The following is a 26893-nucleotide window of genomic DNA, read 5'->3' on the forward strand; positions in this document are numbered from 1 at the left end:
TCTTTGCCGCACCTCTTACAGGTACCGGGTGCAGCCAGCACTTGCACGCTAAGTAACAAAACAAATAAAGAAAGCCATCTCGATTGATGAATAAAATAATGATGCATATCTCAATTCGCCCTTAATAAAAAAACGAATATGAGCATAGACTAAAATTTTGCACTGCAAGCCAGGGAATTTCTTAAAGAAAGGCAAGCTCAGACCAAACCGATAATATGACAGCTCGCCCAGGATCAGAGGTCAGTTTATGATGCGGTCAAACCGCACTGTCAGAATCAGCAGAACAAACGTCTTCTGACGCCTGAGTCTGTGATGATTGCATTTATAGTCTTGTTACATCTTCGCTGAAAATGCACTATCGGGAAGATTACGATTAATCGAATGTTCGATATTGAGGATTGATAATAGAGGATCTTCGTTATTCTGAATATACGTTTGAGGAGCCACAAAAAAGTGTAAAGATAAATCAGCATTTTGCTCGTATTCACTGACCACATTCATAATGGCTGTGAGTGCATTCATTAAATTACTATGTTGATTATTAAAATGCAGTGGCAGAGGCAGGTGTATATCATTAAAAAGCATTGCTGGGGTTCCCCATACCAGATGAATATTCGTGGACTCTGAACAGCTGCTGTAACGATTGAAGGCTTCTGGAATAATAGCTGCAAGCATCACCGGCGTGACTGTGCCAGCGGCAGCCTGATTGCCCTCATCTGCTGCAACCGTTTGAGTAATGATCAGCTGTATCATATTTCCTTCCTGAATAGCTTGAAAAACAGCAGTAAGATCGATCATCAGTGAGGCGTTCTGAAACTCAGCAGTGAGCAGGTGAGTCATTCCCATATATGACAGGTCTGGCCATTGAGATGGGTCTATTTTCGCCGCTCTTTCACGAGACAGAGCCTCTACCCTAAAATGGATTGGCGTCTTTAACATTAGTGTCTGTCCGGCTCCCGCACTGCACGCTGCCAGATACATTTTTTCCAGGAACTCCATCTGCTTTTGCTTTTGCTCCACCATCTCAAATAGCTTTGGCAGACGTTCCTGATCCCCCTCATCTAACTTAAAATTGACATGATCTATCCCTCTGATATTGCTCATATCTACAAGATTAGAAGCAATTAGCTCAGCCAATCCCTTGGAAGATGCATCGCCATCTTCTTGTGTTTCTGCACGCTGGATAGCATCAATAACCCTACTTTGGACTTTAACCTGGACAATCAACGAATCACCATTTTCACCCTTCTCTACCGCCGAGAATCTATAGGGTATCGGATCAAACGCCTCGGGATCAGGTATCTCAGAGTTCGTTGCTCCGGTGGTGTTTTTAGCTGCAGAGCTTTTCATATCTTCATCAGCAGAGGATGACGGACCAGAAGGTGAAGTAGAGTTCCCGGAATCACAGGTTCGGCAGAAAAGCTCTTTGCCGCACCTCTCACAGGTACAGGGGGAAGCCAGCACTTGCACGCTAAGTAACAAAACAAATAAAGAAAGCCATCTCGATTGATGAATAAAATAAAGATGCATATACCAATGCGCCCTTAATAAAAAAACGAATATGAGCATAGACTAAAATTTTGCACTGCAAGCCAGGGCATTTCATAAAGAAAGGCAAGCTCAGCCCGAACCGATAATACGACAGCTCGCCCAGGATCAGAGGTTAGTATGCGGTCAAACCGCACTGTCAGACTCAGCAGAACAAACGTCTCCTGACTCCTGAGTCTGTGAGGATTGCATTTAGTAAGTACCTAACCAGTTGGTTTCACATATTCTGGACGGCGGCTTTTTCCATCCTTCTGCGTTCCAACTCTGGTTGCGTAGCTACGGCTACGCGCCCGTCGTTGCGCCTTGAAGGATGAAAAAATCCACTCGCCAGAATATGCGAAACCAACTGGCCAGGTACTTAGTCTTATTACATCTTCGCTGAAAATGCGCTATCGGGAAGATTACGATTAATCGAATGTTCGATATTGGGGATTGATAATAGAGGATCTTCGTTATTCTGAATATACGTTTGAGGCGTCGTAAAAAAGTGTAAAGATAAATCAGCATTTTGCTCGTATTCACTGACCACACTCATAATGGCTGTGAGTGCATCCATTAAATCATGTTGATTAAAACGCAGTGGCGGGGGCAAGTTCATATCATTATAAATCATTGGCGGGGTTCCCCATACCAGATGAACATTCGGAGACTCTGCTTGATCACGGCGCTGAGTGGGGCCTTCAATAAGAGCTGCAAGCATCACCGGCGTGACTGTGCCAGCGGCAGCCTGATTGCCCTCATCTGCTGCAAGCGTTTGAGTAATGATCAGCTGTATCATATTTCCTTCCTGAATAGCTTGAAAAACAGCAGTAAGATCGAACATCAGTGAGGCGTTCTGAAACTCAGCAGTGAGCAGGTGAGTCATTCCCATATACGACAGGTTTGGCCATTGAGATGGGTCTATATTCGCGGCTCTTTCACGAGTCAGAGCCTCTAATCTTTTATGGATTGTACTCCTTCGCATTATTGTCCGTTCGACTTCTGAACCATGCGCTGCCATAAACATTTTTTTCGAGAACTCGATCTGCTTTTGCTTTTGCCCCACCATCTCAAATAGCTTTGGCAGACGTTCCTGATCCCCCTCATCCAACTTAAAATTCACATGATCTATCTTGCTGTGATTGCCAATAGCTACAAGCTTAGAAGCAATTAGCTCAGCCAATGACTTGGTACATGCATCGCCTTCTTTCTCTACTGCTGCCCGCTCGATAGCATCAATAACACTCTCTCGGACTTTAACTTGAACAATCAACGAATCACCATTTTCACCTTTCTCTACCGACGAGAATCTGTAGGCTGGCAGATAAAACTCTTCGAGATCAGGTCTCTCAGAGTTCGTTGCTCCGCTGGTGTTTTTAGCTGCAGAGCTTTTCATATCTTTATAAGCACAGGATGACGGACCAGAAGGTGTAGAAGTAGAGTTCCCGGAATCACAGGTTCGGCAGAAAAACTCTTTGCCGCACCTCTCACAGGTAAAAGGTGCAGCCAGCACCTGCGCGCTAAGTAACAAAACAAATAAAGAAAGCCATCTCGATTGATGAATAAAATAATGATGCATACACTAATTCGCCTTTAATAAAAAAACGAATTTGAGCATAGACTAAAATTTTGCACTGCAAGCCAGGGAATGTCTTAAAGAAAGGCAAGCTCAGCCCAAACCGATAATATGACAGCTCGCCCGGGATCAGAGATCAGTTTATGATGCGGTCAAACCGCACTGTCAGAATCAGCAGAACAAACGTCTTCTGACTTCTGAGTCTGTGATGTTGACACTGATTGTCTTATTCCAGCGTCACAGTGGCTTATCATTGGCAAATCCGGCAACAGGAAGATTAGGATTAATCGAACTTTCGATATCGGAGATTGATGTCAGAGGATCTTCGTTATCCTGAATATACGTTTGAGGGATCAGAAAAAAGTGCAAGGATAAATGAGCATTGTGCTCGTTTTCATCAAGCACTTTCATAATAGCTATGAGTACGTTCATTAAATTATGTTGACTAACACGCACTGGCCGGGGCCCCATTAACAGGTGCATATCCGAAGACTCTGTATGATCGTTCATAGTGGGGGCTGGAATAATAGATCCAAGCATCGTAGGTCTGGCTGTGCCTGCGGCAGCCTGGTTGCTCTCATCTGTCACTGTTCGAGTAATGATCAGCTGTACCATATCTCATTCCTGAATAGCCTTAAAAACAGAAGTAAGATCCATCATCAGTCGGGAATTCTGAAACCCTGCACTGAGCAGGTGAATCATTCCCGTATCTGACGGGATTGGCCATTGAGATAGCGCTATTTTCCCCGCTCTCTGATGAGTCAAAGCCTCTGCCCTCTCATGGATTGGTATCCTTTTTGTCTCTTCAGCTCCTGCACAAAGCTGTGCCTGATGTAGTCTTGGAAAAATCGTCATCTTATTTTTCTGCTGATCCCGCAACACCATTCGCTCTTGCATTTGATCACGCATCTCCACGGTATCAACTATCATATGATCGGTATTGGTGCTGCGAGCAATGGTTAACAGATTCTCAGCAATTGTCTTGGCAAATTCCCTGGCAAATGCATTGCCTCCTTCCCCCTCGGCAGCAGCCACAGCCGCTTCACTGATTTTAACTTGACTCATCAACACATTTCCTTCCTTCAATAACAAGACGCTATACCTCGACGTATTCAAATCAGGGGAATCAGGTATCTCATCGTTCGTTGCTCCGGTGGCGTTCTTTCCGGCTGCAGAGCTTTTTAAATCTTCATCAGCGGAGGATGACGGACCAGAAGGCGCAGACGCAGACTTTCCGGAATCACAGTTTTGACAGAACATTTGCCCATCTTCACCGGGCTCGCTCTCTTTGCCGCAATTCTTACAGGGGGTAGCCGACACTTGCAGGCTAAACAACAAAACAGATAAAAAGAGCCATTGCGATAGATGAATAAAATTATGATGCATATCTCAATCTGCCTTTAATAGAAAAACGAATCTGAGCTTAGACTAAAGTTTTTCCTTTCCAGTCAGAAAGCTTCTTAAAGAAAGGCTAGTCCTGCCTAACCCGATGATATGAGGGCGCTTCCGGGATCTGAGGTCAATTTATGATGTGGTCAAATCGCGTCATCAGAACAAACATCTTCTGACTCCTGAGTCTGTGATGGTTGCAGTTATTGTCTTATTCCAGCGTCACAACTGATCAGTGGCAGATCCGCTATCGGGAAGATTACGATTGATCCAATCTTCGATATTGGAGGATGGCAGTAGAGGATCTTCGTCGGGTGGAATAGACGTTTGTGGGATCAAATGAAAGTGTAGAGATGCATCATTATTGTGCGAGTTTTCAGCAACTACCTCCATGGTGGCTGTGAGTACGCTCATTAGGTTTTGTTGATTTACACGCAGCGGCTGCTGGGTTCCGATGAACAGGTGCATATCTGTAGACTCTGCATCACCCTCCGTAGCAGGGTCTGGAATAATAGCTCCATGAATCTCCAGCAGCCTGGTTGTGGCGGCTGCGGCAACCTGATTGCCCGCATCTGCTGCCACCATTTGAGCAGAAATGCTCAGTTGTATCATATCTCCTCTCTGAATAACCTGAAAAACAGAAGCAGGATCCATCGCCAGTTGTGAATTCTGAAACCCGACACTGAGCAGATAAACCTTTTTCATATATGACATGTTCGACGATTTAAATCGGTTTTCTTTCGAGTGTCTCTTACGGATCAAAGCTCTTACCTTTTCATGGATTGGCATCCTTTCTGTCTCTGTAGCTCCTGCACTAAGTTCTGCCTGATGCAGCCTTTGCATCATCTCCGGCTGTGCTTGCAGCGGAGCCCACGAGTCCATCAACTCTTTCCACAGCTCCCTGAACTCTAAAATGTTCGTCTTGTCCTGAGCAGGTATCTCATCGTTTGTTGCTTCGGTGGCCTTCTTTTCGGCGGCAGAGCTTTTCAAACCTTCATCAGAGAAGGATGGCGGATCATGGGGTGGAGAAGCAGACTTTCCGGAATCACAGGTTTGGCAGAACATTTGCCCATCTTTACCGGGCTCGCTCTCTTTGCTGCAAAGCTTACAGTGGGTAGCCGACACTTGCAGGCTAAATAACAAAACAGATAAAAAGAGCCATCGCGATTGATGAATAAAATCATGATGCATATCTCAATCCGCCTTTAATAGAAAAACGAATCTGAGCTTAGACTAAAAATTTTCCTTCACAGCCGGAAAATTTCTTAAAGAAAGGCTCGTCCCGTCCGGCCCGATGATTTGAGGGGCTCTTCCGGGAGCGAAGGTTAATTCATGATGTGGTCAAATCACGTCATCAGAACAAACGTCTTCTGATTCCTGAGTCTGTGATGATTGCACTTATTGTCCTCTCACAGCTTCGGTGACAATGCGCTATCAGGAAGATTACGATTAATCGAATGTTCGATATCGGGGATTGATGATAGAGGATCTTCGTTAATCTGAATATTGATTTGAGGGCTTAGAAAAAAGTATAAAGATAAATCGGCACCGTGCTCGTATTCACCAGCCACCTCCTTAGCGGCTATGAGTATGTTCATTAAATTTTGTTGATTAACATGCAGTGGCTGCTGGGTCCCGATTAACACGTGCATATCCATAGACACTGTATCATCGTCTGTAGCAGGAGCTGGCATAATTGCGCCAAGCATGAACAGCCTGGTTGTGCCTGCGGCAGCCTGATTACCCTCATCTGCTGCCACCCTTTGAGTAACGATAAGCTGTATCATATTTCCTTCCTGGATAGCCCGAAAAACAGAAGTAAGATCCATCATCAGCAGGTCATTCTGATACTTAATACTGAGCAGGAGAGTCATTCCCGCATCTGACAGGTCTGGCCATTGAGATGGGTCTATTTTCGTGGCTCTTTCGCGAGTCAAAGCTATTGCCTTTTCATGGATTGGCATCTTTTCTTTCTCTATAGCGCCTGAACCAAGCGCTGCCTGATGCAGTTTTTGCATCATCTCCTGCTGCTCTTGCAGCTGATCCCGCACCTCCATCTGCTTGAAGTCACGTATAAAAAATGCCAGGGAGTTATGCAGTTCTTGATTATCCTGCACCTCTAACTGCTTTTGAAAGTGACGTATAAAAAATGCCAGGGACTTATGCAGATGTTGATGATCTCGCCTCTCCTTTTTCTGATGACAGTGATGCTCCTCCTTGAAACTGATGTCCAGCTGATTCACCTTCAGGTTTCTGGCAATCTTTGCCATATTCTGAGCAAGTACTTTAGCAAGTGACTTGGCATATGCATTGCCATCTTTTCGCTCAAAAGCATCTACAGTCCTGTCACTGACTTCAACTTGAACATTCAACAGATCTTCATTTTCATCACTCATTACCCAGATCCCGAAGGGTGACGAATCTGACTCTGAGTGAGCAGATAACTCATCGTTCGTCGCCTCAGTGGCATTCATTCTGGCTGCGGATCTTTTCAAACCTTTATCAATAGTGGATAACGGACTGGGAGGTGGAGAAGTAAGTTTCCCGGAATCACAGGTTCGGCAGAACATTTGCCCATCCTTACCGGGTTCACTCTCTTTGCCGCAATTCCTGCAGGGGGTAGCCAGCACTTGCAGGCTAAATAATAAAACAGATAAAAAGAGCCATCTCGATTGATGAATAAAATAAGGATGCATATCTCAATCAGCCCTTAATAAGAAACGAATGTGAGCATAGACTAAGTATTCAACCATACGAAATCATATTTTCTGAATTATTGTTCAGGCACTCTGACTACGTTGCAACTTGCAGAAAGGCCAGTCCCGCCCAACCATCCCGTCAGCATAGAACAGAGTCATCAGAACAAACGTCTTCTGACTCCTGAGTCTGTGATGATTGCACTGATAGTCTTGTTACAGCTTCGGCGACAATGCGCTATCGGGAAGATTACGATTAATCGAATGTTCGATATCGGGGATTGATAATAGAAGATCTTCGTTATCCTGAATATACGCTTGGGGGGGCAGAAAAAAGTGTAAGGATAAATTGTGCTCGTTTTCAGCGAGTATCTTCATAATGGCTGTAAGTGTGTTTATTAAATTATCTTGATTAACATGCAGTGGCAGGGTTCCCAATAACAGATGCATATTTATAGGCACTGTTTGAGCGTTCATAAAAGGGTTTGGAATAATAGCGCCATGCATCACGGGCATCACGGGCATCACGGGCATCACTGTGCCTGCTTCAGCCTGATTGCCTTCATCTGCTACCGTCGTTTGAGTAACGATCAGCTGTACCATATTTCCTTGCTGAATAGCGTTAAAAACAGAAGTAAGATCGATCGTCAGTGGTGAATTCTGAAACTCAGCACTGAGCAGGTGAGCCATTCCCATATCTGACAAGTCCGGCCATTGAGATGGGTCTATTTCCGCAGCTATTTTACGACTCAGAGATTCTGCCTTTTCATGGATTGGTGTCTTTATTAGTCTCACTGAAACAGTATCTTCACTAAGCAACGCCTGATGCAGTTTTAACAAGAACTTCAACTGCGTTTGCCTCAGCTTTAACCTCCCCAATTGCTTTTGCCCTTGCCCCGCTACCTCCAATAGCTTTTGTGCTTGCTCCACTATTCCCAACAGGTTTTGCAGACGGTCCCTATCCTCCCGCTTATCCAATAACGTTGGGGAGCCTCCCTCTTCCCGCTCAACTTTCAGAACATCCAACTTAATGAGATCGTAAAGATCTATGAGATTCAGAGCAATTAGATCTGCCAATGTGGCATACACATCGTAATCGTCATCTTCCCGCTCAAATTTCAGAATATCCAACTTAATGAGATCGTAAAGATTTATGAGATCCAGAGCAATTAGCTCAGCTAATGTGGCATGCAAATCGCTATCTTCCCGCTCAGCGGCATAAACAAGCATGCTACCGATTTGAACTCGGGCAATTAACTCATCATTGTCGTCCTTCTCTAAGAACAGGAAATTATAGTTTACCGGATATAACTCGGGAGCAGGTATCTCAGAGTTCGTTGCTCCGCTGGTATTTTGAGCTGCAGAGCTTTTCAGACCTTCATCAGCGGAGGATGACGGATCAGGTGGTGGAAAAGCAGACTTCCAGGAATCACAGGTTTGGCAGAACATTTGCCCATCCTTACCGGGCTCACTTTCTTTGCCGCAATTCCTGCAGGGGGTAGCCAGCACTTGCAGGCTAAATAATAAAACAGATAAAAAGAGCCATCTCGATTGATGAATAAAATAAGGATGCATATCCCAATCAGTCCTTAATAAGAAACGAATGTGAGCATAGACTAAAATTTCGCCTTTCCAGCCAGAAAATCGCTTAAAGAAAGGCCAGTCCCGCCCAACCATCCCGTCAGTATAGAACAGAGTCATCAGAACAAACGTCTTCTGACTCCTAAATGTGTGATGATGGCAGTTATTGTCTTATTCCGACGTCAAAAGGCCTTACTTAGTGGCAAATCCGCTAACAGGAAAATTAGGATTAATAGAATTCTCAATATTGGGGATTGATGACAGTGGATCTCCGTTATCCTGAATGTTGATTTGAGGGCTAAGAAAAAAGTGTAAAGATAAATCAGCATTGTGCTCGTGTTCACTGACTACATTCATAACGGCTGTGAGTGCGTTCATTAAATTATCTTGATTAACATGCAGTGGCGGGCTTCCCAATAACAGATGCATATCTGCAGACTTTGTTTGACCTGCCATAAAAGGGTTTGGAATAATAGCGGCGAATATCAGAGGCGTAACTGTGCCTTCGGCAGTCTTATTGCCCTCATCTGCTACCGCCATTCGAGTAATGATCAGCTGTATCATGTTTCCTTGCTGAATAGCTTGAAAAACAGAAGTAAGATCCATCATCAGTGGGGAATTCTGAAACTCAGCAGTGAGCAGGTGGACCATTCCCATATCTGACAGGTCCGGCCATTGAGATGGGTCTATTTTCGCGGCTCTTTCACTAGTCAGATTTTCTACCCTTTCATGGATTGGCATCTTTACTATTTTTGTTCCTTCAGCAGCTCCTGCACTGAGCACTGCCTGGTGAATTTTTTGCGCGAGCTCCAACTGCTTTTGCTTTTGCTCCACCATCTTCGATATTTGTTGCAGTCGAGTCCCCTCCACAAACTTGATTTTCAGATGATCCACCTTCATATGACCAGCAAGATTTATCTGACTTTGAGCAATATACTCAGCCAATGCATCGCCATTTCCTCGCTCAAAAGCATCGATAGCCAAGCCACTCAATTGAGCTTCAACAACAAGCACATCATCATTTTCATCCGCGTCAAACGACAAGATCCTGAAAGGTAAAAACTCGGGAAAAGGTTTCTCGGAGTTCGTTGCTCCGGTGGCGTTTTTAGCTGCAGAGCTTTTCAAACTTTGATCAGCGGAGGATGACGGATCAAGAGGCGGAGAAGCAGACTTGCCGGAATCACAGGTTCGACAGAACATTTGTTCGTCCTTCCCGTGCTCAATTTCTTTGCCGCAATTTTTACAGGGTGTAGCCAGCACTTGCAGGCTGGATAACAAAACGAATAAAGAAAGCCATCTCGATTGATGAATAAAATAATAATGCATATCTCAATTCGCTCTTAATGAAAGACCGAACTTGAGCTTAGATTAAAATTTTGCACTGCCAGCCAAAAAGTCTCCTCCAATATGAAATGAGCTTGGAGGTGAACCCGATTTCCAATTTGAAAAAGCAGGAAACTTCCGCAGAAACCATTACCGGCGAACGGCGAAAAAAAAATTGCTTTGAAGACTCTGTAACTGACCAGAGGTTGCGCGTCAGTCTGGCAGACGGTTTAATCGCTGTCAGCGTAGAGAAGAGTCAGCAGAACAAACGTCTTCTGACTCCTAAGTGTCTGATGATTGCCGTTATTGTCTTATTCCGACGTCAAAAGGCTTTACTTGGTGGTAAATCCGCTAACGGGAAGATTAGGATTAATCGAATTCTCGATGTTGGGGATTGATGATAGAGGATCTTCGTTAACCTGAATATTGATTTGAGGGCTCTGAAAAAAGTGTAAAGATAAATCAGCATTTTGCTCGTTTTGACCCGCTATCTCTATTGTGGCTACGAGTACGTTCATTAAATTTTGTTGATTAACAAGCAGTGGCTGCTGGGTTCCGATTAACAGGTGCATATCCGCAGACTCTGTATCAACGTTCATAGCAGGGTCGGGAATAATAGCGCCAAGCATCAACCAGGTAGGTATGACTGCGGCAGCCTGATTGCCCTCATCTGCTGCCACGTTTTGAGTAATAATCAGCTGTATCATATTTCCTTCCTGAATAGCCTGAAAAACAGAACTGAGATCCATCATCAGTTGGTCGTTCTGAAACTCAGTACTAAGCAAGAGAGTCATTCCCATAGCTGACAGGTCAGGCCATTGAGGTGGTTCTATTTTCATGACGCTCTCACGAGTCAAAGCTCTTGCCTTTTCATGGATTGGTCTCTTTTCTGTCTCTGCAGCTCCTGCACCAAGCGCTGCCTGATGCAGCTTTTGCATCATCCCTGTTTGCTCTTCCTCACCCCGACGCTTCATTTGCTTTTCACATTGATAGATAAAATATGCCAGGGACTTATGCCAGTGTCGATGATCCCACTGCTCCTTTCTCTTATGACCGTGATGCTCATCCTCGAAACTCATGTCCAGTTGATCCACCTTCATGTTTCTGGCAATCTTGTCCATAATCATAGCGAGCAACTTGGCAAGAGCCTTAGTATATGCTTTGCCATCTTTCCGCTCAAAAGCGTCCATAGTCTTATCAGTGACTTGAACTCGAGCCACCAACACGTCTTCATTTTCATCTTTCGCTAACAAGATCCTGAAGGGTAACGGATCTAAACATGAGGGGGCAGGTATCTCATCGTTCGTTGTCATGGTGGCGCTCTTTTTAGCTGCGGAGCGTTTCAAACGTTTATTAGTGTGGGATGACCGACTGAGGGCTGGATAAGTAAGTTTTCCGGAATCACAGGTTTGGCAAAACATTTGCCCATCCTTACCGGGCTCGCTCTCTTCGCCACAATTTTTACAGGGGTTAGCCGACACTTGTATGCTAAATAACAAAATAAATGAAAGAAGCCATCTCAATTGATGAATAAAATAATGATGCACATCTAAACCCTTCCTTAATAAAGAAACGAATGTGAGCATAGACTAAAATTTTGAACTGCCAGCCCGAAAATTTGTTCAAATAAAGTTGAGTCCCGTCCGACCCGATGATGTGAGGGACTCTTCTAAAGGCCTTGCTTGGTGGCAAATCCGCTAACGGGAAGATTAGGATTAATCGAATTCTCGATATTGGGGATTGATGATAGAGGATCTTCGTTATCTTGAATATTCATTTGAAGGCTCTGAAAAAAGTGTAAAGATAAATCAGCATTTTGCTCGTTTTGACCCACTATCTCTATTGTAGCTATGAGTACGTTCATTAAATTTTGTTGATTAACATGCAGTGGCTGCTGGGTTCCGATTAACAGGTGCATGTCCGCAGACTCTGTATCACCGTTCATAGCAGGGTCGGGAATAATAGCACCAAGCATCAACCAGGTAGGTATGCCTGCGGCAGCCTGATTACCCCCATCTGCTGCCACCATTAGAGTAATAATCAGCTGTATCATATTTCCTTCCTGAATAGCCTGAAAAACAGAAGTAAGATCCATCATCAGTTGCTCGTTCTGAAATTCAGTACTGAGCAGGAGAGTCATTCCCATACCTGACAGGTCAGGCCATTCAGGTGGTTCTATTTTCGTGGCGCTCTCACGAGTCAAAGCTCTTGCCTTTTCATGGATTGGCCTCTTTTCTGTTTCTGCAGCTCCTGCACCAAGCGCTGCCTGATGCAGTTTTTGCATCATCCCCGTTTGCTCTTCCTTAAACCGCCCCCTTATTTGCTTATGAAATTGACGGATGAAAAATACCAGACAATCATGCCGGTGTTGATAATCCAGCCCCTCCTTTTTCTTACGATTGTGATGCTCTTCCTGGAAAGTCATTTCCAGTTCATTCAGATTCATTTTCCCGGCAATCTTTGTCATATACCGAGCAAGCAATTTGGAAAGTGTTGTATATGCATTGTCATCTTTGTGATCAAAAGCATCGAAAGTCTCGTCGCTGAGTTGAATCCGGGCATTCAACACATCTTCATTTTCATCATTCACCAACAAAATCCTGAAGGGTGATGACGGGGGCGCAGGTATCTCATCGGTCGTTGGCTCAATGGCGTTCTTTATAGCAGCCGAGCCCTGCAAAGCTTCATTAGCGGGGGATGACGGACTGGGAGGAGGAGCAGTAAGTTTTCCGGAGTCACAGGTTTGGCACAACATTTGCCCTTCCTTACCGGGCTCGCTCTCTTTGCCGCAATTTTTACAGGGTGCAGCCAGCACTTGCAGGCTAAATAACAAAACCAATGAAAGAAGCCATCTCGATTGATGAATAAAATAACGACACACGTCTGAATCCGTCTTTAATAAAAAAACGAATGTGAGCATAGACTAAAAATTTGAACTGTCAGCCCGTAAATTTGTTCAAATAAAGTTAAGTCCCGCCCAACCCGGTGATATGAAGAGCTCGTCCAGGATCGGAGTTTGCCGGCGTCAGCTTTTTCCCAGGCCTGCTGGCAGAAGATCGGGCGATTTAATTTTACTCCAGGAGTGGCTGGAGACTAGTCCAGACATTTTCGAGCAGTTTTGGCTGTGCTTCGGCAGTTGGGTGAATTCCATCGGGCTGATTCAAGTCACTATTACCCGCTACTCCTGCCAGAAAGAAAGGCACAACAGTCAGGTTATAGGTTTTGCCCAGTTCCTGAAAAATATTTGTAAATTTACGGGTATAGAGCGGACCATAATTGGGAGGGATCTGCATCTCAAAAAGGACGGTTCTGACTTTCTTGGCCTGAGCCATTTTAATCATTTTTTCAAGATTCTGTTTCGTACTCTTTAGAGAAGTACCCCGCAGTCCGTCGTTTGCCCCTAATTCCAATAGCACGAGGTCAGGCTTATATTTATCCAGTGTCGTTTTTATCCGACTCAAGCCTCCTGCTGTTGTCTCACCACTGATACTGACATTGACCACTTTCCAGTCGGGGTTGGTTTGTTGCATTTTTTGCTGTAATAAATAAACCCAGCCTTGATTAATTTCAATACCGTAAGCCGCACTGAGACTGTCGCCATAAACCAGCAGTGTTTTCTCAGTGGCAGCGGATGCGCTCCAGCTCAGTGCAAAACATCCGATAAGCAACCATGAACGTATTAAAAGGCACAAGCGAAGAAAACTATGTTGTGTCATCTTCGAATATGAACGCGGGCAACGAAAACTATTTTTCACGGAACACAACCGCCCAATAACAATTAATTTAAACATCGGCAAACAACTGCGTATGACCATTAGCACAGAATCCTCCATTGCCGTTTCGGCACAATCCCTGAGTAAAACAGTGACAGCCCAGAGTGGTTCGCTCACCATCTTGTCCGGACTCGATCTCAAGATCAAGTCCGGAGAGTCTGTCGCCATCATCGGGACTTCAGGGTCCGGAAAATCCACTCTGTTGGGCATTCTTGCCGGTCTTGATCGGCCTACTGAAGGCGAGGTGGCTCTGGCTGGTAACCGGATTGATCATCTCGATGAAGACGGCAGAGCCCGGGTCAGGGCCGATCATACCGGTTTTGTTTTTCAGTCTTTCCATCTTCTGCCTAATCTGACGGCTCTGGAAAACGTCATGTTACCCCTGGAACTGGCAGGAAAAGAGAACGCAGAGGCAGATGCCAGAACGTTACTCGACAGGGTGGGTTTATCTGAAAGGCTGAGCCACTACCCAAAACAGCTATCCGGCGGAGAGCAGCAGCGGGTTGCCATTGCCAGAGCTTTTGCCGGGCAGCCGGAGATATTGTTTGCTGACGAACCGACGGGCAACTTGGATGAGAAAACCGGGGAAAGCATTATCGACTTGCTCTTCGAGGTGAACCGTGAGAACAAAACGACACTGGTTCTGGTGACTCACGATTTGCAGTTGGCCCACCGCTGTCAACGAGTTTTAAAGTTGACCCGGGGGCATCTGGAAGAAGAGATAGCCAAAGCGAAGGCTGAAGAAAAGCAAGTTGAACATCCCGGAGCACTGAAATGAGTCAAAGTCTTTTGCTTTCGTGGCGTTTTCTGCTGAGGGACTGGCGATCCGGTGAACTCTGGCTGTTGATGTTATCCCTTCTGATGGCCGTGAGCGTCAGCACCTCTATTGCGATTTTCAGTGACAGGCTTCAGCTTTCATTGGGTCGACAGGTAGCCGAAGTGATGGGTGCGGATCTGGTCATCAGCAGTTCCAAAAAGCTGTCTGAACAGGTCAGTCAGGCCATAGAGAACGAACCTGTTGAACAAGCCACTGTTCTGGAATTTCCGTCGGTGGTTATGGCTGGAGACCAGATGCAGCTGGTGTCAGCAAAAGCAGTCACCCTTAATTATCCTCTGCGTGGACACATGCGAACGGCTGATCAGCCTTTTGTAGCGGATGAAGTGACTGAGGATACGCCCGGAGAAGGAGAAGTCTGGTTGGAACCCAGACTGTTTCCACTATTGGAAGTGGAAGTGGGCGACACCCTTCTGCTAGGGGAAGCAGAGTTCAAAGTCGCGCGAGCGATCACTCTGGAAACCGATCGTGGCAGTGGCTTTTACAGTCTGTCACCCCGTCTGATGTTTAACATCAACGATCTGGATGCGACTGGAATTATCCAGCCGGGAAGTCGGGTTCACTGGAAAACATTGATTGCAGGTGAAGCAGAACAGCTGGCCATATTTAAAAGTAAGGTTGAGCCCCTTTTATCCGACAGCGAAAAACTGAATCTGGCAGAAGACGATCGTGAAGACCTGCGCGGTTCTGTCGTCCTGTTAAAGCAGTTTCTGGGACTGGGCAGTATTGCGGCCATGCTTCTGGCCGGTATTGCGGTTGCTATGTCCAGCCGTCGATTTGCTGAACGACGCTTTGATGGTATCGCAGTGATGCGGTGCATGGGCGCACAGCAGAATCAGCTTATGCAGATTTTTGTCGGAGAACTGCTCTGGATGGCTGTTCTGGTTTCAATACCCGGTGTCATCATTGGCTGGCTGTTACAGGCGGGGGTGGTCAAACTGCTGGCGAATGTTTTGCCCCCATGGCTCCCTGAGGCCGGTCCTGTGCCCATGATAGTGGGTGGTTTGACCGGCATTATTACACTGGTCGGATTTGGCCTGGCGCCATTACTGAGACTGAGGGACGTTACGCCACTGAGGGTACTCAGGCGTGAGCTGACACCAGCCGCCGCAAGCGTCTGGTCGGTGTATGGGTTGTCTCTGATTACCATGCTGATGCTGCTCTGGTATCACACAGGCCAGTTGTTGATGACAGTGGGAATGATTCTTGGAGTCAGCGCCGTCATATTACTCATCACGCTGGCGATCAAAGCCGGACTAACAAGCGTTCATCGTCGCTTGTCTGGGCAACCCGTACCCATGCCCTGGCGGCTTGGTCTGAAACGTCTGCTTCAGGAACAGGGACAAACGTCTGCCCAGTTAACAGCTTTCACCCTGACGTTCATGGCTATGGCTCTGGTGCTTTTGGTAAGAACGGATTTGCTGGAACGCTGGCAACAACAATTACCTGAGAAAACCCCCAACTACTTTGCGATCAATATTCAGCCAGCAGAAGTGAAATCCTTTCAGAACTTCTTGCAGAGCAATGATATAAACGGAACCACTCTCTATCCTATGGTTCGGGGTCGACTGATTGAAATCAATGGACTCTCGGCCAAAGAGGCTGTTTCAGAAGAGCAGAGGAATCATAACTCCCTGCATCGTGAGCTGAACATGACCTGGTCAGACCAGCCCTCATCTGAAGTCGAGGTAGTGGCAGGGGAGTGGTGGCAACCGGGTGATACCGGTGAGATTTCCATTGAGAGGTCTATTGTTGAGCATCTGGGGGTTGGGTTGGGTGATGAACTGACGTTTATGATTGCAGGTACTAAAGTGACTGCCAAAGTCACCAGTATCAGGGAAGTTCAGTGGGAGTCTTTCCAACCCAACTTTTACATGATTTTGCCAGAAGCCTCGCTGAAAGGTTTGCCAGCGACCTGGCTGAACAGTTTTTATCTGCCACAGCAGGATCGGCTGGTGTTGAATGAACTGGTTCGACAGTTTCCAACCATCAGTCTGCTGGATATGGACGCTGTTATCAGTCAGGTGCAGGTGATGCTTGAGCAATCCATTCTTGCGGTGGAAGCCATGCTTCTGGCGCTATTACTGGCGGGTTTACTGGTTCTGGCATCGGCCATAGAAGCCAGTCTTGATACCCGACTGCGTGAAGGGGCTCTGATTCGATCTCTGGGTGGCAGCAGAAAGCAACTTGTGATCATGCAGGTAGGCGAGTTTTTCATTCTGGGGGCATTCTCCGGCATGATGGCTGTGGTGGGCACAGAAATCTGTAGCGGGTGGTTGAATGTGCAGGTCTTTGAGCTATCCTGGCAGCCAGCTATCTGGCTCTGGTTTACGCTTCCCATTGTCAGTGCCTTGCTGATTGGCCTATCGGGCTGGCTTGGCATCAGACGTGTGCTAAGGCAGTCGCCTGGCGTTGTTCTCAAGTAGTTTTATGTTGCAAAACTTCAACAGCTCGTTCCCACGGCGAAGAGAGTTTCGCGACACCCTCAGAGCGTGAGAACGAGTTGTTAGAGTTTTGCTGTTAGAGTTTTGCGACACCCACTGGTTGGCAGGGAGTGATTCATTGATGAGCTGGTTGTTTTTTGATCAGTTCTTCAATGAAGCCAGATTCAGAGGAAGTTTCTCACTTATCCACAGTTCATTCAGGGGTTTGATCAGGGTTTTTGTGGAAAAGTGGATAACTTTTTTGAAGCAGTGGTTTTTCCGGTCATCTGTGCCTTCTGTTCAGATGCTGGAAAACGGGTCGATTTTCTCTATGGGCATTTATGATGTCCATGTTACAGTGATTTTACGGATCACTTTCTGAACGCTGTCGAAGTGATCTTCATCCGCAGTATTGCTCAAGCCTGAAGACAGCCGTAAGTCTTCTGATAACGAGTTCCGGGTGTTCTATATGGACTGAGGAGACACTCCATGACTGATCAGGAAGAAGCTTATCTATCCCTTTTGTGTCTGCGCAACAGCACTTTTCGGATTGCTCAGTTGTATTGGACCTATATCAAGCTTCGTTCCCTGACGGGGCAGGCTCCTCCCATTCTTATCATTATGCTGAGTGTCCTCTGGGAAAAGCAGCAGGGACTCCATAACAGACTGCTGGCGGCTTACCCGGAAGATATGGCCGTTGAAAAATGGCATGGACAGGATGAAATGAATGATCGATTGGGTGATATGAGCCGGGAGACCCAGGAAGATCTTCAGAGAATTTGCCAGACAGAAATGCAGATGCTGCAACTGGTCGGCATGATGATGAAGCAATAGCGATCCAGTGGAATTGATATTCTTCCCACCTTAAAGAGCGTTTCGCAAAGCTCCTGCAACTCGTTCCCGCCAGGCGTGGGAACGCATCCCCCCGAAAACCGGCCTCTAGAGTTTGAGATAGCGGATGGGTACCAGAGTTTTACCTGCAACCTGTGGATAACTTGTTGGATAACTGTGTCTTTGTTGTGGTTTTTTATGGTAGTTTTCCCCAATTGACTGTCCCATGGGCTTTGTCTGATCTGAGAGCTAGCTATACTCCGCTCTTCTGAACGGATAGGGAATTTTATGAACCGGTTTACTTTTTCTTCCGGCAGTCTTTTTTTGATACTTCTCTTTTTGGCAACCTGGGTCAATGCTTCCTATTGGGTCGGGGTCAGTAAAGCAGACATCACAGGCTCGGCAGTAGGCAGTGGCATGATGGGATATGCCGACAGCAGCCAGATAAGTGCTGGAATCAATGATCGGCAGTGGGCCAGAGCCTTTATAGTGAGTCAGGGAAGAGAGAGCCATCGTCTTGCTATTGTGGTCATTGATGCGGGAGCGGTTTTTGCCAGTGTTTATCAGGCGGTTCTAACTCGGTTGGAACAAGAGTTTGGTTCTCTTTATAACCGCCACAACGTCATCCTGTCAGCGACTCATACCCACAGTGCCGCAGCCGGTCAGTCTCACCATTTTCTATACAATATGCCCTATGGCGTATTCGATGACCGGGCTTTTGAAAAGATGGTGTCGGGCATTATCCAGGCCATCAGGATGGCCCATGAAGACCTTGCTCCTTCTGAGATCCGGATGAAAACGGGGTTATTGGACAATGCCAGCCGCAATCGGTCCCTGTCTGCCTATGAAAACAATGTAGATGCCAGCCGGCGAGGTTCTATTGACCGGTTTGTTCAGCAACTCAGGTTTGCCCGGGGCGGTAGGCCATTAGGTGCTATCACCTGGTTTGCAACCCATGCAGTCTCCTATCCCCGCAGTAATCTCCTGTTGAGCAGTGACAACAAAGGCTATGCCAGCTGGGCTTTTGAACGCTATGCAAAGTACAACTGGGGAGTGGATTCTTTCATTGCAGCCTTTCCACAAACCAATGCCGGGGACATGACACCTAACCTGAATCTTGATGGCACCGGGCCCGGCAAAACGCCCGAAGAAAATGTCAGGGAGATCGGTCAAAGACAGTTTAAAAAAGCCCTGGAACTTTTTAATGCCAGAGGCAACAGAGTTTATGGACCCATTGAGTCGGTGCATAACTGGGTGGACTTTTCCAACTACGAAGTCCGGCAAGAATATTCAGGGCAGCAGAAGCAAGTAACAACCTGCAATCCAGCTATGGGATACAGTTTTGCCGCAGGCACGGAAGATGGTCGGCCGCCCTATTTTGTGAGGTTGTTACTTGGGGCCTATGAAGGCCGCAAGAATGAGCAATGGTGGATCAGAATGGTAACCGATTTTCTGACCTCGCCGTCCGAACAAGAACTGATATGTCAGAAGCCCAAGCCGGTCATGCTGTCATTGGGAAGTCGGAAAAACTTTCACTATTTCAATGATGTGTTTCCCTCAGGCAATATGCACCGGGAAGTCATTAACCAGCCCTGGGTCCCCGAAGTCCTGCCCTTGATGCTGGCTCGGCTGGGCAATTTTCAGATTGCTGCCTTGCCTGTTGAGCCGACAGTTATGGCTGGAAGACGGCTTCGAAAAAGATTGTCAAAACTTTCAGGGATTCCTGACAGGCATATTGTCATCGCCGGGTATTCCAACGATTATGCCAGCTATTTGACCACAGCAGAGGAGTTCTACAAACAGCACTATGAGGGAGCATCCACCTTATTCGGTCCATGGGAGCTCAGTGCCATGATTCAGGCTTTTTCAAGTCTTTCCAGGCAATTGAGTAAAGAGGAGCAGCCTCCTTCGGATGAAGCAATGCCGTTGGATTTGAGTTATCTGTACGACGATGTTCGTATGGATAACATCCCGGAAAAAGAACATAGCCAATACGGAAGTATAATAACTGACAGTCAGGATAATATTCACTCAGGCCAGTCAGTGAAGCTTCAATATATTGCATCACACCCAAGATCAGGCATGGATCTCGATAGTTTTTTTTATGTGCAGAGGAAGAATGACTGCACAGGATCATGGGATACAGTTGCCACAGATGATGACTGGACTACCCGGTTCCAATGGCAGGCGGGAGTGGCTACCGTCGAGTGGATACCCGATATGTACGACAAAGAAGGTTTATATCGCATTGTCATTCGCGGTGAATATTACACGGTCATTCCCAGAGGGCGTTTACTGAAAAAACACTATGAGTCGATATCAGGGGAATTCTATTATTCTGCTCATGATCCTGACGCCCACTCGAGATCTTTACTCAATACTTTTTCAGGATTGGAAAGAGGTCGTTCCTGTGAAAGATAAAATGAGCAGGAAATAAGGTAGCGGCTTACTTTGAGTTTCCACCTTTTAGCAGGTTTTTGAACTGAACGGCAAAATCCTGCTGGTTTTGCCTGTTATCAGGCGGCAGGGGGGATTCATCAAACCTGTGAATCAAATTGACTTGCTGGTTGGTGACTCCCAGCAATATATCTTTTTCGCCTATACGAATCAGACAGACCCTGGCCTGGCTGGAAACCGGAACGCTTGAGACTACTTTTATTCCCTGGCCAACGGCGGGTGTGCCTATGTTCAATTTCTTTACGATCCAGGCCAGGGCAAATATCAGCACAATGACAAAAAACAGAGGCGCAATAACCTGAGTGAGACTCAGGTCGGCTGGCTTGTCTGTTGTTACTTCTGCAAAAGCAATCGCTGAAAAACCGGACAGTAAAAGCAGATTGAGCCCATAAGGATATTTTTTAAATCCTGAGAGCAAAGAAAGACTTTTCAGATAAAAAAACAGTTTTTTCACGCAGCCTCCTGCTCGCGCTTGAATGGTCCACGCACCTTCATTCCATTCTTATCATATTCACGGGAAAGCATGAAGCGAAAATTCCAGGAGAGAGCCTGCATAATCCAAAGCAGTACAGCTTTGTGTGCAGGCACATCATTGAAGGGTAATGCTGTCATGTCTACTGTATTAAGTCTTGTTGACCAATAATGTGCCGAAGATAAACAATAGTAGTAACTCAACGATATAAATGGGAGTGATCATCGTTCTGGATAATCCACATGACAGATGGCGTTAGCATGACTGTCTACACTCAGGCTCAGGCTGGCATCGCTGATGGTAAAGAGGTTACCGATGAAAAAACCTGACATTACCAAAGGGAAACTCCGGGAGTCCATTTTTAATCTCGGGGAGGCTATCCGTAACCGGGACTGGACAACGCTGGAAGCTCTGGATACTGAAGCCCGTCAGGTAATTGAAGAAGCTCTGGAAAGTGGCTCAGCCCCCTCCGAAGAGGTGAAGGCGCTTCTCAAAGAGCTCCAAGCGCTCTACCGGGAAATGATATTGGCCTGCCAGCTGGAACGAGATCGTGTACAGGAACAGCTGGCGGTCAGCAAACGTCGTCAGGAAGCCATTGAGGGCTATCAGAAAAGTAACAAGAGATGAAGTTGATCGGTTCTGAATCCTGCAAACATTCATTTGAAAAACTGGCCATGGCTCAATTAAAATGCGCCCTTGATCTCAGAGCAGTGGGCTGGTTAGTCTATAAATTCAACGGACTCCAGGTTTTTTACAGGCAAATTAATGGTTCTAAGTTTCACTTCACATCCCAGCCCTAACTTTGATGACCGGGAAATTCCAGTAGAGTTTCTGATCTTGCATTATACGGCTGTGGATCTCCAGGGTACGCTGGACATCGTCTCGAGTAAGGGGTGTGAGGTTTCAGCTCACCTGGTAATTGATCTGGACGGTACCGTCTACGAGCTGGTCAGTTGCCTGAATGGTACGGCTCACAGAGCCTGGCATGCAGGCGTCAGCCGCTGGCAGGAAAAAGAAACATTCAACGATTTTGCCATTGGAATAGAGTTGGTTAACTTCAATGGGAATGTTTTCCCTTTCACCGATGCACAATATTCTGCTCTGAAAGATGTGATTCAACACTTGCAGAAGCACTACCCGAGTTTGAATGATCCACAACGGATTCTTGGCCATGAACAGATAGCCGGTTTCAGGGGAAAGGCTGATCCGGGTTGTTACTTTGATTGGGATCGTTTTTTTAGCGATAGCTATCCTGACCAACCCCGACCCGTACGCGAATCAGTTTGCCCGAAGGAGCTTCAGGCTTCGCTTAAAAGACTTCAGCCACTGGAACCTGACGATAGAGAGCAGCGAGTGCTCTTCTGGCAAAGTATTAACGAGTTAACAGAAACGTCGGTCAGACTGATTCAGAAGGAGGCCGGGTCTCGTTCATAAGTAAAGTCTTTGGCATTACGAGTGATAATAGCTTCTGCGCCAGCCTGAATTGCAGAAGCATGAAGCACACTGTCTTCGTAATCGCTAAAAGAGCTGGCTAAAAAGGGAGAGCGGTCAAGAAGTACGTTCAGGATAATATTGGTCTCGACCAGAATGTTTACAGATACTTATCCTCAAGGTATTTTTTGTAATCCTCCTCGTTTGATACTTCAGAATCCGCCATAACACCCCTGAGACTCTGTGTGAGAGGGGTGAGCTTTTTGGTGGCATCAGATTCCCCAAGGATTAGCGCATTAAAATAATCAGCTACCCGTTGAGACAGAGATTTACCCTGGTTGGCAGCATATTCTTCGGCTGGCTCAACAAGCTTGGCTTTCATCCATAAGGTAAGTTTATGCATAATGGTTTCTTGACGTACCTTTGGCAAATTTTTCTATTGCTGTCTCATTGCTGGCATCAGCAATATCACCAAAATCTTTTAACCTGTTCTGAACCATTGTCCAGGCTTTTTGAACATCGCCTTTATGCACCACGGGCTTTTCTACTGGAATCAGAATGTCTTCCGGCAGTTCATTAAGCTCTTGTAAAGTGCTCAGTTTGCCAATCCAGAGGTTTCCGTGCTCAATAATTTTTTCCGGCTCAGTACGTTCAAAATGCAGAGGCTGAATCGCTCTTAACCGATTCTCTTCCGTAATCTGCACTAACGGCATAGTAACAGGGTACAGAGTACCGATTTTTTCCTTCTTGAATTGATGGCGCAGATTTAAGCTGCGGAGAAAGTGTCCCACCCTAGGAGCCTGACCGAGAATAGCGCCCGTAGCGAGGACGGCAGAAAATTGAGGATGAAAATTCGGTTTTGTGAGGATTGCGCCTTGCAAGCGCGTAAAATCTTGTGGCCTGAAATGGTCATCGCGGTAAAGCTGTGGTCGGCAGCCGTGTACCGAGTCTTGCGTGGTAGAAGGTAACGACTACTGCGAAGCGTAGACAGGGTGATAACAGGCCGTAACGTCTGCTAAGGGATAATTAGCCCCGAAATTGAACGTGGTTGAAGTAGCTGACCTTCTTTCTCAATGGGGAAAGCGGAAGTCGGGAGCTCCGCTAATGACAAGGCATCCCGACTGCTTCCGGGGTTCGTACCCACGGCATGTTATCGAATGATTTTACGTGAACAAGGGAGATCCTGAACGTTCAGGCGGAGCCTGTAGGGTCCGACGAGCCTGTAAAGCAAGAACGACTTGATGACGTTCAGGAAGTCAGACCAGCTGATAGTACTCCGAGGCGGGGAGAGCCCGTCACATGGGGAAGCGGCTGGCGGTATTTGAGCCTTTCCAGGGAAACATGGGCTCCACATCTGAGGGAGTTACGGTCTTTTACGCAGTGAGAAGGTAAACCAGCCATGGCAACGGGACTGGAGAGGGTAGCAGCGAAAGCCCGGAGTTATCCGAAACTTCGCTTTACAAGTCTGGCACATCATATTACCCCGGCGAGCCTGTGTATGAATCTGAACAAGATTCCACACAACACATCGCCCGGAGTCGATGGGCTGACTGTCGAAGAGACAAAGAAAGACTTTAAGCGGTGGTTGGAACAGACACTGACGTCTATCCATCGGCAAGGCTACAAGGCACCGCCGGTCAAAAGGGCATGGATACCCAAGCCGGGAAAAAAGGAAAAGCGCCCTCTGGGTGTTCCCTGCATCAATGACCGGGCTTTGCAGCGAAGTGTTGCTGATGTGCTGAATGCTATTTATGAGCAGGACTTTTTTGCCCTGTTCCATGGGTGGCAGGCCACGACTGGGAGCGCACCATGCCCTGTCCACTTTTAACGAGGTGGTTTCAGGCCGAAAGGTCAGCTGGGTGCTGGAAGCGGACTTGAAGAACTTCTTTGGGAGTCTTGACCATGGATGGCTGCTTCGTTTTGTGGAACACCGGGTCGGTGATCCCAGAATCCTGAACCTTATACGGCGCTGGTTGAAAGCCGGGGTGATGGAGGCCGGGGAGTTGCAAGAGTGTGAAGAAGGTACGCCTCAGGGTGGGCCGATCAGCGTAGTTCTGAGCAACCTGTACCTGCATTATGTACTTGACCTCTGGTTCGAGTGCATGGTCAAGCCTCGGCTAAAAGGCGAGGCATGGCTGATCAGGTACATTGATGACTTTGTGGTGTGTTTTCAGTATCGCAGTGATGCGGAGCGGTTCATGAATGTGCTGCCACAGCGACTGGAGAAGTTTGCGTTGAAACTGGAGCGGGATAAAACCCGGTTAGTCAGGTTCGGACGTTTTGCCAGTCGTGGGGGAAGACGACCGGAAACGGTTTACTTCCTTGGCTTTACGCACTACTGCACAAGGAATCTGAAAGGAAACTTCATGGTGGGAAGGAGAACGGAAAAATCCCGCCTAAGACGCAGCATAGCCAAACTGAAGGAACTGCTGAGACGAATACGCCATGAACCGCTGCACGAACAAGTGACAGCGATCAATCGACGGTTGAGAGGGCATTATGCGTATTACGGTCTGGGAGGAAACTTCCGAAGTATGGAGAAGCTTTACCGGTTTGTTGACCGCTACTGGTACAAGATGCTGTGTAGCCGATGCCGGAAAGGCAAGATTCCATGGGAAAAGTACCATAACCTCAAGCAGCTTCTGCCGCTACAGAAACCGAGGATAATGCTGCCTTTTATGGCAATGAAATCCATGGCTGTGCTGTGAGTCAAATATCGAAGAGCCCGGTGCGGGAAATCCGCACGCCGGGATCTGAGGGGGTTGGAGCTACAATTGGTAGCTCCTTCTACCCGGTGAATAGCGAGCTATTTGACGAACAAAAGCGGATTTTCAGACCAATTTGCTGCCGCCGCAGTAGGGCAGTCTATTCTCGGTCAGGCTCCTAGGAGCCTGACCGAGAATAGGCTTATCTGTTATGATAAGCCTTAAACCAACTCTGATTATGCCAAATGTCACCACCACCAAAGTTTAAGGACAGTCCTGTTGAGTTTGATCAGCATCTGCTGTTCCCAACCAACGTTTTCGATTTGCTTCCCAAAGATCATGATTGTTTTATTTATGAAAGCATTTTTCAGAACATTAATACGTCTGAAGTCGAAAAAAAATATCACCACCTTGGTCAGCACGCATACCCTCCAAAGCTCATTGTCGCTATTCTGATCTACGCATACAGCCATGGTGTTTTCAGTTCCCGTGAGATTGAGCGACGGTGTCGACAAGACTTGGCGTTCATGTATATCTCACAAATGAACTGCCCGAATTTCAGGGTTCTTGGTGACTTTCGTAAGGATAATCTGTCGTTTTTCCATGACTGCTTCAAACAGTCAGTCAAACTGGCCATTGAACTCAAAATGGCATCACTGGGTCATATCAGCCTGGACGGCTCCAAGTTCAAAGCCAACAGCTCAAAACACAAGGCCATGAGCTACGGGAGGCTCAAAGCGAAAGAGGCAGAACTCAGTGCCGAAGTGGATGAGCTGATCAAAAAAGCCAGTCAGTGTGATCAGGAAGAAGATGACGCCTACAAAGCAACCAATGGTTACAGCATTCCTGAAGACCTCCAGTTTAAAGAAGAGCGCCTGAAAAAAATCAAAGAGGCCAAGAAAGCACTTGAAGAACGTGAAAAAGCTTTAAATCCAGACAAACCAATAGACGACAAAAAGCAGATCAGTTTTGCAGATCACGATGCCCGCATGATGAGCAAGAAGGGGTATTGTGAGTACAGCTACAATGCTCAAATTACAGTTGATTCCGATAACCAGATCATTGTTGGCCAGCATGTCAGCCAACACGCCAACGATGTACAGGAAGTGGAGCCGGCGCTGAGGGCATTATCAGGAGCCACTGATGGCGCGGCTGTAGATAAGTGGAGTATGGATAATGGTTACTTTTCAGGGTCAAACTTACATACAGTCGAGCGACATGAGATTGATGCCTATATCGCAACCGACAAGGCGGAGAAGCCTGCCGCTGACGACCTTGAAAGCTCTGACAGGAAGTTTGTCAAAGCGGATTTTGCGTATGATTCCGAAGCTGATGTATTTATCTGTCCGGCAGGGGAAAAGCTGGTAACGAACCCGGCCAGCAAAAGCAAAAGAAAAAGCTACCGGGCAAACAAGACGGTATGCAGGGAATGCCCTTATCGTCGGAATTGCAGTGATTCAAAGAAAGAGGCTGGCAGGGTTATCCGTACCGATAAGTTTGAAAAAGCACGTCAGGCTATGAATAAGAAAATGGAGACAGCCGGTGCGAAAGCCATATATGAGCGTCGTAAAGTTATTGCGGAGCCACCATTTGGACAGATAAAAGAATCTGGTTTCCGAGGGTTCAGTCTCCGCGGCAAAGAAAAAGTTTCAGCGGAATTTTCACTGGTATGCACTGCGCATAATATCAAAAAATTTGTAAAAGCGGCTTCCACGAGGTCAATCCGTCTTGAAGATTTGAAAGAGGCTAAAAAGGCAGCATAGAGGCTGTGAGAAGGCATAAATATGCAAAAATGAGCAAAATCCCACTAATAATTGGATATTTTTTGCTCATTTTAAGATTTGGGAAAACTTCTGTTGGTCTGGTTGCGCTAT

Annotated in this window: 25 protein-coding genes; 9 read left to right on the forward strand and 16 right to left on the reverse strand. The window is 46.6% G+C overall.

Translation table 11 applies throughout. The features are described 5' to 3' along the window. Positions 1–333 precede the first annotated feature (333 nt). The 12 genes from ACO6VG_RS08000 to ACO6VG_RS08055 all read right to left on the reverse strand — a co-directional run bounded on the left by ACO6VG_RS08000 (position 334) and on the right by ACO6VG_RS08055 (position 13760). Complete coding sequence (locus ACO6VG_RS08000; protein WP_422136446.1) at positions 334–1350, reverse strand: hypothetical protein; 1017 nt, start codon at positions 1348–1350, stop codon at positions 334–336. A 565-nt stretch (positions 1351–1915) separates the two neighbouring features. Then, a complete protein-coding gene (locus tag ACO6VG_RS08005; RefSeq protein ID WP_422136447.1) occupies positions 1916–3106 on the reverse strand; it encodes a hypothetical protein in 1191 nt (396 codons plus the stop codon). Positions 3107–3340: 234 nt separating this feature from the next. Then, complete coding sequence (locus ACO6VG_RS08010; protein WP_422473425.1) at positions 3341–3718, reverse strand: hypothetical protein; 378 nt, start codon at positions 3716–3718, stop codon at positions 3341–3343. 3 nt (positions 3719–3721) lie between these two features. Beyond that, the gene (locus ACO6VG_RS08015) at positions 3722–4489 is read right to left on the reverse strand and encodes a hypothetical protein (RefSeq protein ID WP_422473427.1); all 768 of its coding nucleotides are present in this window, start codon (positions 4487–4489) and stop codon (positions 3722–3724) included. A 225-nt stretch (positions 4490–4714) separates the two neighbouring features. Then, positions 4715–5482: a hypothetical protein gene (locus ACO6VG_RS08020; protein ID WP_422442096.1), complete on the reverse strand. Its 768-nt coding sequence runs from the start codon at positions 5480–5482 to the stop codon at positions 4715–4717. Continuing rightward, complete coding sequence (locus ACO6VG_RS08025) at positions 5479–5676, reverse strand: hypothetical protein (protein WP_422442098.1); 198 nt, start codon at positions 5674–5676, stop codon at positions 5479–5481. The genes ACO6VG_RS08020 and ACO6VG_RS08025 overlap by 4 nt, the downstream gene beginning before the upstream one ends. A 225-nt stretch (positions 5677–5901) precedes the next feature. Next, on the reverse strand, positions 5902–7062 hold the full coding sequence (locus ACO6VG_RS08030; RefSeq protein ID WP_422473429.1) for a hypothetical protein: 1161 nt from the start codon (positions 7060–7062) through the stop codon (positions 5902–5904). A 342-nt stretch (positions 7063–7404) separates the two neighbouring features. After that, on the reverse strand, positions 7405–8889 hold the full coding sequence (locus tag ACO6VG_RS08035) for a hypothetical protein (protein ID WP_422473431.1): 1485 nt from the start codon (positions 8887–8889) through the stop codon (positions 7405–7407). A 72-nt stretch (positions 8890–8961) separates the two neighbouring features. Then, positions 8962–10095: a hypothetical protein gene (locus ACO6VG_RS08040; protein ID WP_422136452.1), complete on the reverse strand. Its 1134-nt coding sequence runs from the start codon at positions 10093–10095 to the stop codon at positions 8962–8964. 329 nt (positions 10096–10424) lie between these two features. Beyond that, positions 10425–11405: a hypothetical protein gene (locus ACO6VG_RS08045; RefSeq protein ID WP_422473433.1), complete on the reverse strand. Its 981-nt coding sequence runs from the start codon at positions 11403–11405 to the stop codon at positions 10425–10427. A gap of 356 nt (positions 11406–11761) precedes the next feature. After that, on the reverse strand, positions 11762–12847 hold the full coding sequence (locus tag ACO6VG_RS08050) for a hypothetical protein (protein WP_422473435.1): 1086 nt from the start codon (positions 12845–12847) through the stop codon (positions 11762–11764). 316 nt (positions 12848–13163) lie between these two features. Further along, positions 13164–13760 carry an arylesterase gene (locus ACO6VG_RS08055; RefSeq protein ID WP_422136455.1) on the reverse strand — a complete coding sequence of 199 codons (597 nt, stop codon included), beginning with the start codon at positions 13758–13760 and terminating at the stop codon, positions 13164–13166. Positions 13761–13899: 139 nt separating this feature from the next. On the opposite strand from ACO6VG_RS08055, the gene ACO6VG_RS08060 reads away from it, so the two are divergent. The 4 genes from ACO6VG_RS08060 to ACO6VG_RS08075 all read left to right on the forward strand — a co-directional run bounded on the left by ACO6VG_RS08060 (position 13900) and on the right by ACO6VG_RS08075 (position 20375). After that, a complete protein-coding gene (locus ACO6VG_RS08060) occupies positions 13900–14643 on the forward strand; it encodes an ABC transporter ATP-binding protein (RefSeq protein ID WP_422136456.1) in 744 nt (247 codons plus the stop codon). Next, positions 14640–17126 (forward strand): ABC transporter permease, encoded by a 2487-nt coding sequence (locus tag ACO6VG_RS08065; protein WP_422136457.1) that lies wholly within the window; start codon positions 14640–14642, stop codon positions 17124–17126. Before ACO6VG_RS08060 ends, ACO6VG_RS08065 begins: the two co-directional genes overlap by 4 nt. Positions 17127–17612: 486 nt before the next feature. Next, positions 17613–17957 (forward strand): hypothetical protein, encoded by a 345-nt coding sequence (locus ACO6VG_RS08070; protein WP_422136458.1) that lies wholly within the window; start codon positions 17613–17615, stop codon positions 17955–17957. Positions 17958–18278: 321 nt separating this feature from the next. Further along, positions 18279–20375, forward strand: a complete 2097-nt coding sequence (locus tag ACO6VG_RS08075; RefSeq protein WP_422136459.1) for a neutral/alkaline non-lysosomal ceramidase N-terminal domain-containing protein — start codon at positions 18279–18281, stop codon at positions 20373–20375. Positions 20376–20400: 25 nt separating this feature from the next. Here the strand turns inward: ACO6VG_RS08075 and fliO are convergent, their stop codons facing one another. Both fliO and ACO6VG_RS08085 read right to left on the reverse strand, forming a co-directional pair. Beyond that, positions 20401–20865, reverse strand: coding sequence for a flagellar biosynthetic protein FliO (gene fliO, locus ACO6VG_RS08080; RefSeq protein WP_422136460.1), 465 nt, complete (start codon positions 20863–20865; stop codon positions 20401–20403). Further along, positions 20862–21023 carry a hypothetical protein gene (locus ACO6VG_RS08085; RefSeq protein WP_422136461.1) on the reverse strand — a complete coding sequence of 54 codons (162 nt, stop codon included), beginning with the start codon at positions 21021–21023 and terminating at the stop codon, positions 20862–20864. The genes fliO and ACO6VG_RS08085 overlap by 4 nt, the downstream gene beginning before the upstream one ends. 175 nt (positions 21024–21198) lie before the next feature. Here ACO6VG_RS08085 and ACO6VG_RS08090 point away from each other — a divergent pair, with 175 nt between their 5' ends. Then, positions 21199–21510, forward strand: coding sequence for a hypothetical protein (locus ACO6VG_RS08090; RefSeq protein WP_422136462.1), 312 nt, complete (start codon positions 21199–21201; stop codon positions 21508–21510). Between the two features lie 138 nt (positions 21511–21648). Further along, on the forward strand, positions 21649–22317 hold the full coding sequence (locus ACO6VG_RS08095) for an N-acetylmuramoyl-L-alanine amidase (RefSeq protein ID WP_422136463.1): 669 nt from the start codon (positions 21649–21651) through the stop codon (positions 22315–22317). Positions 22318–22474: 157 nt separating this feature from the next. Here the strand turns inward: ACO6VG_RS08095 and ACO6VG_RS08100 are convergent, their stop codons facing one another. Beyond that, positions 22475–22717 (reverse strand): DUF6364 family protein, encoded by a 243-nt coding sequence (locus ACO6VG_RS08100; RefSeq protein ID WP_422411728.1) that lies wholly within the window; start codon positions 22715–22717, stop codon positions 22475–22477. Next, entirely contained in the window at positions 22710–23195 is a 486-nt protein-coding gene (locus tag ACO6VG_RS08105; protein ID WP_422473437.1) for a hypothetical protein, read from the reverse strand. Before ACO6VG_RS08105 ends, ACO6VG_RS08100 begins: the two co-directional genes overlap by 8 nt. 518 nt (positions 23196–23713) lie before the next feature. Here ACO6VG_RS08105 and ACO6VG_RS08110 point away from each other — a divergent pair. The 3 genes from ACO6VG_RS08110 to ACO6VG_RS08120 all read left to right on the forward strand — a co-directional run bounded on the left by ACO6VG_RS08110 (position 23714) and on the right by ACO6VG_RS08120 (position 26782). Next, on the forward strand, positions 23714–24142 hold the full coding sequence (locus tag ACO6VG_RS08110) for a hypothetical protein (protein WP_422139188.1): 429 nt from the start codon (positions 23714–23716) through the stop codon (positions 24140–24142). Then, positions 24066–25022 (forward strand): reverse transcriptase domain-containing protein, encoded by a 957-nt coding sequence (locus ACO6VG_RS08115; RefSeq protein ID WP_422139187.1) that lies wholly within the window; start codon positions 24066–24068, stop codon positions 25020–25022. The genes ACO6VG_RS08110 and ACO6VG_RS08115 overlap by 77 nt, the downstream gene beginning before the upstream one ends. Before the next feature lie 242 nt (positions 25023–25264). Continuing rightward, positions 25265–26782, forward strand: a complete 1518-nt coding sequence (locus ACO6VG_RS08120) for an IS1182 family transposase (protein ID WP_422137198.1) — start codon at positions 25265–25267, stop codon at positions 26780–26782. The last annotated feature ends 111 nt before the right edge of the window (positions 26783–26893 follow it).

Origin of the sequence: Endozoicomonas sp. ALB032 (genome assembly GCF_049310125.1) — a bacterium.
In the GTDB taxonomy this organism is placed as follows: Bacteria; Pseudomonadota; Gammaproteobacteria; order Pseudomonadales; family Endozoicomonadaceae; genus Endozoicomonas_A.

Bases quoted from the DNA above. Each gene is read 5' to 3' on its own strand.
- ACO6VG_RS08000 (WP_422136446.1), bottom strand. From the start codon at position 1,350: ATGAAAAGCTCTGCAGCTAAAAACACCACCGGAGCAACGAACTCTGAG.
- ACO6VG_RS08005 (WP_422136447.1), bottom strand. From the start codon at position 3,106: ATGCATCATTATTTTATTCATCAATCGAGATGGCTTTCTTTATTTGTT.
- ACO6VG_RS08010 (WP_422473425.1), bottom strand. From the start codon at position 3,718: ATGGTACAGCTGATCATTACTCGAACAGTGACAGATGAGAGCAACCAG.
- ACO6VG_RS08015 (WP_422473427.1), bottom strand. From the start codon at position 4,489: ATGCATCATAATTTTATTCATCTATCGCAATGGCTCTTTTTATCTGTT.
- ACO6VG_RS08025 (WP_422442098.1), bottom strand. From the start codon at position 5,676: ATGATTTTATTCATCAATCGCGATGGCTCTTTTTATCTGTTTTGTTAT.
- ACO6VG_RS08030 (WP_422473429.1), bottom strand. From the start codon at position 7,062: ATGTTCTGCCGAACCTGTGATTCCGGGAAACTTACTTCTCCACCTCCC.
- ACO6VG_RS08035 (WP_422473431.1), bottom strand. From the start codon at position 8,889: ATGACTCTGTTCTATACTGACGGGATGGTTGGGCGGGACTGGCCTTTC.
- ACO6VG_RS08040 (WP_422136452.1), bottom strand. From the start codon at position 10,095: ATGCATTATTATTTTATTCATCAATCGAGATGGCTTTCTTTATTCGTT.
- ACO6VG_RS08045 (WP_422473433.1), bottom strand. From the start codon at position 11,405: ATGACAACGAACGATGAGATACCTGCCCCCTCATGTTTAGATCCGTTA.
- ACO6VG_RS08050 (WP_422473435.1), bottom strand. From the start codon at position 12,847: ATGTTGTGCCAAACCTGTGACTCCGGAAAACTTACTGCTCCTCCTCCC.
- ACO6VG_RS08060 (WP_422136456.1), top strand. From the start codon at position 13,900: ATGACCATTAGCACAGAATCCTCCATTGCCGTTTCGGCACAATCCCTG.
- ACO6VG_RS08065 (WP_422136457.1), top strand. From the start codon at position 14,640: ATGAGTCAAAGTCTTTTGCTTTCGTGGCGTTTTCTGCTGAGGGACTGG.
- ACO6VG_RS08070 (WP_422136458.1), top strand. From the start codon at position 17,613: ATGACTGATCAGGAAGAAGCTTATCTATCCCTTTTGTGTCTGCGCAAC.
- ACO6VG_RS08085 (WP_422136461.1), bottom strand. From the start codon at position 21,023: ATGACAGCATTACCCTTCAATGATGTGCCTGCACACAAAGCTGTACTG.
- ACO6VG_RS08090 (WP_422136462.1), top strand. From the start codon at position 21,199: ATGAAAAAACCTGACATTACCAAAGGGAAACTCCGGGAGTCCATTTTT.
- ACO6VG_RS08095 (WP_422136463.1), top strand. From the start codon at position 21,649: ATGGTTCTAAGTTTCACTTCACATCCCAGCCCTAACTTTGATGACCGG.
- ACO6VG_RS08100 (WP_422411728.1), bottom strand. From the start codon at position 22,717: ATGCATAAACTTACCTTATGGATGAAAGCCAAGCTTGTTGAGCCAGCC.
- ACO6VG_RS08110 (WP_422139188.1), top strand. From the start codon at position 23,714: ATGGCAACGGGACTGGAGAGGGTAGCAGCGAAAGCCCGGAGTTATCCG.
- ACO6VG_RS08115 (WP_422139187.1), top strand. From the start codon at position 24,066: ATGAGCAGGACTTTTTTGCCCTGTTCCATGGGTGGCAGGCCACGACTG.
- ACO6VG_RS08120 (WP_422137198.1), top strand. From the start codon at position 25,265: ATGTCACCACCACCAAAGTTTAAGGACAGTCCTGTTGAGTTTGATCAG.